Origin of the sequence: Streptomyces sp. NPDC090499, assembly GCF_044769305.1 — a bacterium.
Lineage (GTDB): Bacteria > Actinomycetota > Actinomycetes > Streptomycetales > Streptomycetaceae > Streptomyces.
This window is the reverse complement of the sequence record NZ_JBIVXP010000044.1, coordinates 1-7,630: the sequence shown is the minus strand read 5'-3', so window position 1 is coordinate 7,630 and position 7,630 is coordinate 1. Positions and strand designations below refer to the sequence as shown.

The window sequence follows — 7,630 nt, the reverse complement described above, 5'->3', positions numbered from 1 at the left end:
ACGACACGACACGCCACCACTCCCACCGAACCACCCGCACTATGCCTGACCAGCGAAAACACCGCCCTCATGTCCGGAAAGACAACAGCGTCTGACCACCTGCATGGGAACCCGCTCAATCCTTCACCGAGGTCTGCGGCGCTCACGGTACATGCCCATGCCACGCCGTACGGCTTCCCTCCTCGACCCACCACACACGCCACCGCTCGCCAGCATCTCGGAACCTGAGCGCCCCCGCCGGAGGCCGTCCTTCGGCACAGCAGGATCGCCACGACGATGGACATCTACGCCGAAGCCCTGGATCCGCACGTGATCGCGGCGGTGGGTCAGCTCGACCGCCTGCTTCGGCAGCCGGCTCGCCTGCGGGCCCTGGACACCGACCAGTCGGATCCCGACGCTCGTTGATGTGTAGCCGTTGGATGCCACGGCCCCTCGGCCTGCGAATCGCCGCAGGTGGAGGGGCCGTTTCCGTCAGTCGAGCCGGCATCATCCCGTCAGCTAAATCGTCACCGGGCGTGACCTGGCACACAGCTCCGCAAGAGCCTCAGCCGTCACGGGAGAAACAGCACCTTCCTCGGTGACGATCGCCGTCACCAACTCGGGCGGTGTCACGTCGAACGCCGGGTTGTACGCCTGGGTCCCCAGGGGTGCCACCGGAATCCCGCCTCCCGCTCCCACCACCGGCACCTGCGGTGCCGTGACCTCGGTCACCTCGTACCCGGGGCGCTGTTCGACCTCGATGGAGGCACCGTCCGGAGTCTCCGGATCCACCGTCGTCAACGGCGCCACCACGATGAACGGCACATGGTGGTACCGCGCGAGCACCGCGAGCGGATAGCTCCCCACCTTGTTCGCCACCGATCCGTCGGCCGCGATCCGGTCCGCCCCGATCAGCACCGCGTCCACCTCCCCCGCCGCGAACAGCGAACCGGCCGCGTTGTCGGTGAGCAAGGTGTACGCCATGCCGCTGCGAGCCGCCTCGTACGCCGTCAGGCGAGCGCCTTGCAGCAACGGACGCGTTTCGTCCACCCAGAGCCGCCGCAGCCGCCCCGCCCGGTGCGCCCTGAGGGCCACCGCGAACGCCGTGCCCTCCCCGCCCGACACCAGCGAACCGGTGTTGCAGTGGGTGAGGATCCGGTGCCCTCCGCCGGGCAGCAGTTCCTCGAGCAGCGCCAGCCCGTGCCCGGCCATCCGCACGCTGGCCTCGGCATCCTCCCGGTGCAGCGCCCGCGCCGCGGCCAGCGCCGCCGCGGCCGCCGCCCCGCTGTCCCCGCTCTCGGCCAGGACGGACCGGTACGCCGACGCGGCCCTGCGCACCCCGACGGACAGGTTCACAGCCGTCGGCCGGGCGCCCGACAGCGCCGCCGCGGCCTCGTCCACGTCGAAGCCCCGCGCTGCGGCGAGCGCCACGCCGTACGCCCCTGCTATCCCGAGCAGCGGCGCACCGCGCACCGCGAGCGAACGGATCGCCTCGACCAGCGCCGGCGCGTCCGTGCACACCAGCTCGACCTCCTCCGCCGGCAGTCTGGTCTGGTCGAGAAGGATCACCACAGGACCTTCGGGCGGCTCCCCCCACCGGATCACTGGCATTCCCGTCGGCCGCTTGTCCTCGCCGGTTTGCGCGTACTGATCAGCCATGCGGTCAGTCTGCCCCGTATCCGGCGGACAATTGAAGGTGCGCAGCCTCTACCGCGGCCGGTCACTGGGCGCCCACCCCATGGCACGATGGCAGCCAACCTGCCACCGCGCTCGCGGACGGGCACCGTGAAGGAGCTTCGATGAACGACACTCCGGGCTGGGCCTCGCCCGGATCCGCCCCGTCCGACGGGCGGGAACCCGGCGCGTCCGCCCCCGCCGACCGCCCCGTCCCCGCAGGGCCCGTCGAACCGCCCGCAGATCAGCCGGGCACGGATCCACAGGGCTCCGGCTCGCAGTGGTCCAAGGAACAGCCGCCGCCCGGTCAGTGGTCCACGCCCACCGGCGCCCCGGCACCAGGCCAGGCACCGCCGCCCCCACCCCCCGGCCCCGGCTGGGGCGGCCAGCCCCCCGGCGGCGGTTACGGAGGCTACGGAGGGCCCGGCGGCTACGGCAGCGGTGGCTACGGCCAGCCCGGGGGCTACGGAGCCTGGGGCGGCGGCTGGGGCGGCCCCCCGCCCGCCGCGAAGCCGGGCGTGATCCCGCTGCGCCCGCTCGGCGTGGGCGAGATCCTCGACGGCGCCGTCTCCACCATGCGCACCTACTGGCGCACGGTCCTCGGCATCTCGCTGACGGTCGCCGTCATCACCGAGGTCGCGGTGATCCTCCTCCAGGGCCTCGTCCTGAACGACACCGAGACCACCGATGCCCTCAACGACCCGAGCGCCTCCCTCACCGAGATCAGCCGCGCCTTCGGCGAGGTCGCGCTCAGCTCGGGCGCGGTCCTGCTGATCACCCTGGTCGGCACCATCATCGCGACAGCCCTGCTGACGACCGTCACCAGCCGCGCCGTGCTCGGCAAGTCCGTGACCATCGGCGAGGCCTGGCGCGACGCCCGCCCGCAGGTCCTCAAGCTGTTCGGCCTCATCCTCCTGACCGGGCTCATCGCGGTCGGTGTCCTGCTCGTCGGCGCACTGCCCGGCATCGTCGTCGCGCTCGCCGGCGGCCCGGGCGGCGCCATCGCCGCCCTGCTCGTCCTCGGCATCCTCGCCGGTGCCGTCGTCACCGTGTGGCTGATGGTCCGCTTCTCGCTGGCCTCGCCCGCCCTGATGCTGGAGAAGCAGGGCATCACCAAGTCGCTGGGCCGCTCCACCAAACTCGTCCGCGGCTCCTGGTGGCGGGTCTTCGGCATCCAGTTCCTCGCCTCGATCATCGCCAACATCGTCTCGTCGCTCGCCGTGGTCCCCTTCACCCTCATCGGGGCCTACGCCGGCGGCCACGGCCTGACCGGCTTCCTGGAGAACACCAACGACAACTACGGCTGGACGTTCCTCGTCATCAGCGGCATCGGCTCGGTGATCGGCTCCATGCTCACCTTCCCGATCAACGCGGGCGTCACGGTGCTCCTCTACATCGACCAGCGCATCCGCCGCGAGGCCCTCGACCTCGAACTGGCCCGCGCCGCAGGCGTCGAGAACCACGGCGCCGGCACCCCCGGCACCGTCCCGGGGAGCTGATGCGGTGAGCCCGACGGGGGGAGTCCTCTCAGCGGTGCCCGCAGCTCTGCCGCGCGCCGCCGAGGAGGCCGTACGAGGCCTGTCGCAAGCCCGGCACACAGCGCTGCTGACACTGACCGGCTCGGACGGCCAACCACCCGTGACCACCCCGCGCGACCCCGCGCGGGAGGCGGCACGGCGTGAACTGTCCAAGCGGATGTACCACGAGAACGACCCGGGACTGTTCCAGCGCGCCCTGAACGCCGTCCTGGACTGGGTCGACCGCCTGCTCTCCGCCGCCGCGTCCGCGACGCCCGGAGGCGCACTGGGCCTGGTCGTCGTGGTCCTGGTCGTCATCGCCGTCCTGGGCGCCCTGTGGTGGCGCCTGGGCACCCCCCGCCGCCGGCCCGTCTCCGCCGCCACCCTGTTCGACGACCGCCCCCGCAGCGCCGCCGAACACCGCGCGGCCGCGGAGGCACACGCCGCCCAGGGCCACTGGAACCAGGCCCTCCAGGAACGCATGCGCGCCGTCGTCCGCGCCCTGGAGGAACGCGCCCTGCTCGACGTCCGGCCCGGCCGCACCGCCGACGAGGCCGCCGCCGAAGCGGGCCGCGCCCTGCCCGCCCACACCGACCGGCTGCGCGCCGCCGCCCGGGAGTTCGACGACGTGACGTACGGCGGCCGCAGGGCGACCCAGGCGTCGTACGAACGCATCGCCGAACTCGACCGGGACCTGGAACGCACCAAGCCGGTCCTCACCGGCAGTGCCAACAGCTCCAGCAGCGCCCACAACGCGGCCCACAACGCCCGCCAGGGGGCCGCCGAATGACCACCGGCGTGGCCTTCCCGGCCACCTCCACCGCGCCCACCACCCGCCAGGTGTGGACCCGCACCCGGGGCATCGTCCTCGCCGTGGTGCTCGTCCTCGCCGGAGCCGTGGCCATCGCCGTCATCCGCTCCGACACCCGGCACGGCGACCTCGACCCACGCTCCGCCGACCCCTACGGCAGCCGCGCCGTCGCCGAACTCCTCGCCGACCGGGGCGTGGACACCCGTGTGGTCACCACCCTGGCCGAGGCCCGCGCCACGGCCGGGACCGACACCACCCTGCTCGTCGCCGTCCCCGACCTGCTGACCCCGCACCAGCAGTCCCTGCTGCAGCGGTCGACGGCCCGGTCGGGCGGCCGCACCGTGCTGGTCGCGGCCGGCAGCACGTCGGTCGAACGGCTTGCCCCCGGCGTCACCGCCGACCCCGCCAACAGCGTCCGGTCCACGCTCGACCCCCACTGCACCCTGGCCGCGGCCCGGCGGGCGGGCAGCGCCGACACCGGTGGCATCCGCTACACCACCACCCACCTCGACGCCAACACCTGCTACCCCAGCCAGCGCCTGGCCACGCTCCTCCGCATCCCCGCGGCCTCCGGAAACGGTGACACCGTCGTCCTCGGCGCGCCCGACATCCTGCTCAACGACCGCCTCGACAAGCAGGGCAACGCCTCGCTCGCCCTCCAACTCCTCGGCTCCCGCCCCCATCTGGTCTGGTACCTCCCCTCGCTCTCCGACGCCACGGCCACCGGTACCGGCGACCAGAAATCCCTGTTCGACCTGCTGCCCTCCGGCTGGCTCTGGGGCACGCTCCAGCTCTTCATCGCCGCCGCCCTCGCCGCCTTCTGGCGGGCACGCCGACTCGGCCCCCTCGTGCCGGAAAAACTCCCCGTGGCGATCCGCGCCTCCGAAACCGTCGAAGGCCGCGCCCGCCTCTACCGCAAGGCCAGCGCCCGCGACCGCGCGGGTGCCGCTCTTCGCTCCACCGCCCGCACCCGTCTCGCCCCCCTCGTAGGCGTCCCCGTCTCCCAGGCACACGCGCCCGAGGCCCTGCTCCCCGCCCTGTCCGCACACCTGCACGGCGACGGACAGACCCTGCACGCCCTGCTCTTCGGACCGCCGCCCGGCGACGACGCGGCCCTCATCGCCCTCACCGACCAGCTCGACGCCCTCGAAAGAGAGGTACGCCGTCCATGATGGACCCGACCACTGACAACGCCGGGAACACCGGGAACCCGGCCGACGCGCGGGCCTCCCTGGAGGCCCTGCGCGCGGAGATCGCCAAGGCCGTGGTCGGCCAGGACCCCGCCGTGACCGGCCTCGTCGTCGCCCTCCTCTGCCGCGGACACGTTCTCCTTGAAGGAGTCCCCGGAGTCGCCAAAACGTTGCTCGTCCGCGCCCTCGCATCCGCGCTCGAACTGGATACCAAGCGCGTCCAGTTCACCCCCGACCTCATGCCGAGCGACGTCACGGGCTCCCTCGTCTACGACACCCGTACCGCCGAGTTCTCCTTCCAGCCCGGCCCGGTCTTCACCAACCTGCTCCTCGCGGACGAGATCAACCGCACCCCGCCCAAGACCCAGTCGTCCCTCCTCGAGGCGATGGAGGAACGTCAGGTCACCGTCGACGGCGTCCCTCGCCTCCTCCCCGACCCGTTCCTGGTCGCCGCGACCCAGAACCCCGTCGAGTACGAGGGCACCTACCCGCTCCCCGAAGCCCAGCTCGACCGCTTCCTCCTCAAACTGACGATCCCTCTCCCCTCCCGCGAGGACGAGATCGCCGTCCTCACCCGCCACGCCGAGGGCTTCAACCCGCGCGACCTGCGTGCCGCCGGCGTACGTCCCGTCGCAGGCCGTGCCGACCTCGAAGCCGCCCGCGCGGCCGTCGCCAAGACGAACGTCTCCCCCGAGATCACCGGGTACGTGGTCGACATCTGCCGGGCGACCCGCGAGTCGCCGTCCCTCACCCTCGGCGTCTCCCCGCGCGGCGCCACCGCCCTCCTGGCCACCTCACGCGCCTGGGCCTGGCTGACCGGCCGCGACTACGTCATCCCCGACGACGTCAAGGCCCTCGCCCTGCCCACCCTCCGCCACCGCGTCCAACTCCGCCCCGAGGCCGAGATGGAAGGCGTGACCGCCGACTCCGTCATCAACGCGATCCTCGCCCACGTCCCGGTCCCCCGCTGATGCCCCTCACCGGACGCGCCGCCCTCGTCGCGGCCATCGGATCGATCCCGATCGGCATCTGGGGACCGAGCTGGACGGGCATCCTCGCCGTCGACGGCCCACTGGCTCTGGCCTGCGCCTGCGATTTCGCCCTTGCGGCCCCGGTACGACGCCTCGTGCTCAACCGCTCCGGTGACACGTCCGCCCGCCTGGGCGAGACGGCTGACGTCACCCTGACGGTGACCAACCCGTCCGGGCGACCTCTTCGGGCCCGGCTCAGGGACGGCTGGCCGCCGAGCAGTTGGCAGCCCGGCACCGAGGTCGAGGCCTCGCGCCACCAGCTGACCGTCCCCCCGGGCGAACGCCGGCGCGTCACGACCCGCCTGCGCCCCACCCGCCGCGGCGACCGCCAGGCGGACCGCGTCACCATCCGCTCCTACGGCCCCCTCGGCCTGTTCTCCCGCCAGGGCGGCCACCAAGTGCCCTGGACCGTAAGAGTTCTGCCGCCCTTCACCAGCCGCAAGCATCTGCCGTCGAAACTCGCCCGACTGCGTGAACTCGACGGCCGTACCAGCGTCCTGACCCGCGGCGAGGGCACGGAATTCGACAGCCTTCGCGAGTACGTTCCCGGCGACGACACCCGCTCCATCGACTGGCGGGCAACGGCCCGGCAGTCGGCGGTCGCGGTACGCACCTGGCGTCCTGAGCGCGACCGGCACATCCTGCTCGTACTCGACACCGGACGCACCTCCGCCGGCCGCGTCGGAGACGCGCCCCGCCTGGACGCCTCCATGGACGCGGCGCTCCTCCTCGCGGCCCTCGCCTCGCGAGCGGGCGACCGGGTGGATCTCCTCGCCTACGACCGCCGGGTCCGCGCCCTGGTCCAGGGCCGCGCCGCAGGCGACGCCCTCCCCTCCGTGGTCAACGCGATGGCCACGCTGGAGCCCGAGCTCGTCGAAACGGATGCCCGCGGCCTCACCGCCATGGCGCTCCGCACGGCTCCGCGGCGTTCCCTGATCGTCCTGCTCACGACGCTCGACACCGCTCCCGTCGAGCAGGGTCTGCTTCCCGTGCTCTCCCAGCTGACCCAACGGCACACGGTTCTCCTCGCTTCAGTGGCCGACCCGCACATCGCCCGCATGGCGACGGCCCGTGGAAACGCCGACGCGGTGTACGAGGCAGCAGCGGCCGCACAGGCCCAGAGCGAACGGCATCGGACCGCGGAGCAACTCCGCCGGCACGGTGTGACAGTCGTGGACGCGACGCCTGATGATCTCGCTCCTGCGTTGGCTGATGCGTATCTGGCCTTGAAAGCGGCGGGCCGGCTCTGAATACATAGCCTTCTCGGATGGCAGGGGTTGCGGTCGGCCCCTGCTGTCTCTGCCATTTTCTCGCCGAGCTCTCAAAAACCCTTAAACGCAAAAGAGCCCCACACCGTGAGGTGTGGGGCTCTTTCCTAATATTTGTTCGGCGGTGTCCTACTCTCCCACAGGGTCCCCCCTGCAGTAC

Annotated in this window: 7 protein-coding genes; 6 read left to right on the top strand and 1 reads right to left on the bottom strand. The window is 72.4% G+C overall.

The window, feature by feature from the left end; all coding sequences use genetic code 11:
• Positions 1-276 precede the first annotated feature (276 nt).
• Complete coding sequence (locus ACIQVL_RS51355; RefSeq protein ID WP_403434908.1) at positions 277-405, top strand: hypothetical protein; 129 nt, start codon at positions 277-279, stop codon at positions 403-405.
• A gap of 93 nt (positions 406-498) precedes the next feature.
• On the opposite strand, the gene mtnA is transcribed toward ACIQVL_RS51355, so the two are convergent.
• A complete protein-coding gene (gene mtnA / locus ACIQVL_RS51350; RefSeq protein ID WP_403434910.1) occupies positions 499-1,638 on the bottom strand; it encodes an S-methyl-5-thioribose-1-phosphate isomerase in 1,140 nt (379 codons plus the stop codon).
• Between the two features lie 140 nt (positions 1,639-1,778).
• On the opposite strand from mtnA, the gene ACIQVL_RS51345 reads away from it, so the two are divergent.
• Genes ACIQVL_RS51345 through ACIQVL_RS51325 form a run of 5 tightly spaced genes read left to right on the top strand, consistent with a single transcriptional unit; the run spans position 1,779 to position 7,452 of the window.
• The gene (locus tag ACIQVL_RS51345; RefSeq protein ID WP_403479289.1) at positions 1,779-3,152 is read left to right on the top strand and encodes a hypothetical protein; all 1,374 of its coding nucleotides are present in this window, start codon (positions 1,779-1,781) and stop codon (positions 3,150-3,152) included.
• 4 nt (positions 3,153-3,156) lie between these two features.
• Complete coding sequence (locus ACIQVL_RS51340) at positions 3,157-3,960, top strand: DUF4129 domain-containing protein (RefSeq protein ID WP_403434913.1); 804 nt, start codon at positions 3,157-3,159, stop codon at positions 3,958-3,960.
• The gene (locus ACIQVL_RS51335) at positions 3,957-5,153 is read left to right on the top strand and encodes a DUF4350 domain-containing protein (RefSeq protein WP_403434914.1); all 1,197 of its coding nucleotides are present in this window, start codon (positions 3,957-3,959) and stop codon (positions 5,151-5,153) included. The genes ACIQVL_RS51340 and ACIQVL_RS51335 overlap by 4 nt, the downstream gene beginning before the upstream one ends.
• Complete coding sequence (locus ACIQVL_RS51330) at positions 5,153-6,142, top strand: AAA family ATPase (RefSeq protein ID WP_403434952.1); 990 nt, start codon at positions 5,153-5,155, stop codon at positions 6,140-6,142. The genes ACIQVL_RS51335 and ACIQVL_RS51330 overlap by 1 nt, the downstream gene beginning before the upstream one ends.
• Positions 6,142-7,452, top strand: coding sequence for a DUF58 domain-containing protein (locus tag ACIQVL_RS51325; RefSeq protein ID WP_403479288.1), 1,311 nt, complete (start codon positions 6,142-6,144; stop codon positions 7,450-7,452). The genes ACIQVL_RS51330 and ACIQVL_RS51325 overlap by 1 nt, the downstream gene beginning before the upstream one ends.
• Positions 7,453-7,630: the final 178 nt, after the last annotated feature.

Excerpts from the sequence above, each read along its gene's own strand:
- ACIQVL_RS51335 (WP_403434914.1), top strand. The coding sequence starts at position 3,957 with ATGACCACCGGCGTGGCCTTCCCGGCCACCTCCACCGCGCCCACCACC.
- ACIQVL_RS51355 (WP_403434908.1), top strand. The coding sequence starts at position 277 with ATGGACATCTACGCCGAAGCCCTGGATCCGCACGTGATCGCGGCGGTG.
- mtnA (WP_403434910.1), bottom strand. The coding sequence starts at position 1,638 with ATGGCTGATCAGTACGCGCAAACCGGCGAGGACAAGCGGCCGACGGGA.
- ACIQVL_RS51345 (WP_403479289.1), top strand. The coding sequence starts at position 1,779 with ATGAACGACACTCCGGGCTGGGCCTCGCCCGGATCCGCCCCGTCCGAC.
- ACIQVL_RS51330 (WP_403434952.1), top strand. The coding sequence starts at position 5,153 with ATGGACCCGACCACTGACAACGCCGGGAACACCGGGAACCCGGCCGAC.
- ACIQVL_RS51325 (WP_403479288.1), top strand. The coding sequence starts at position 6,142 with ATGCCCCTCACCGGACGCGCCGCCCTCGTCGCGGCCATCGGATCGATC.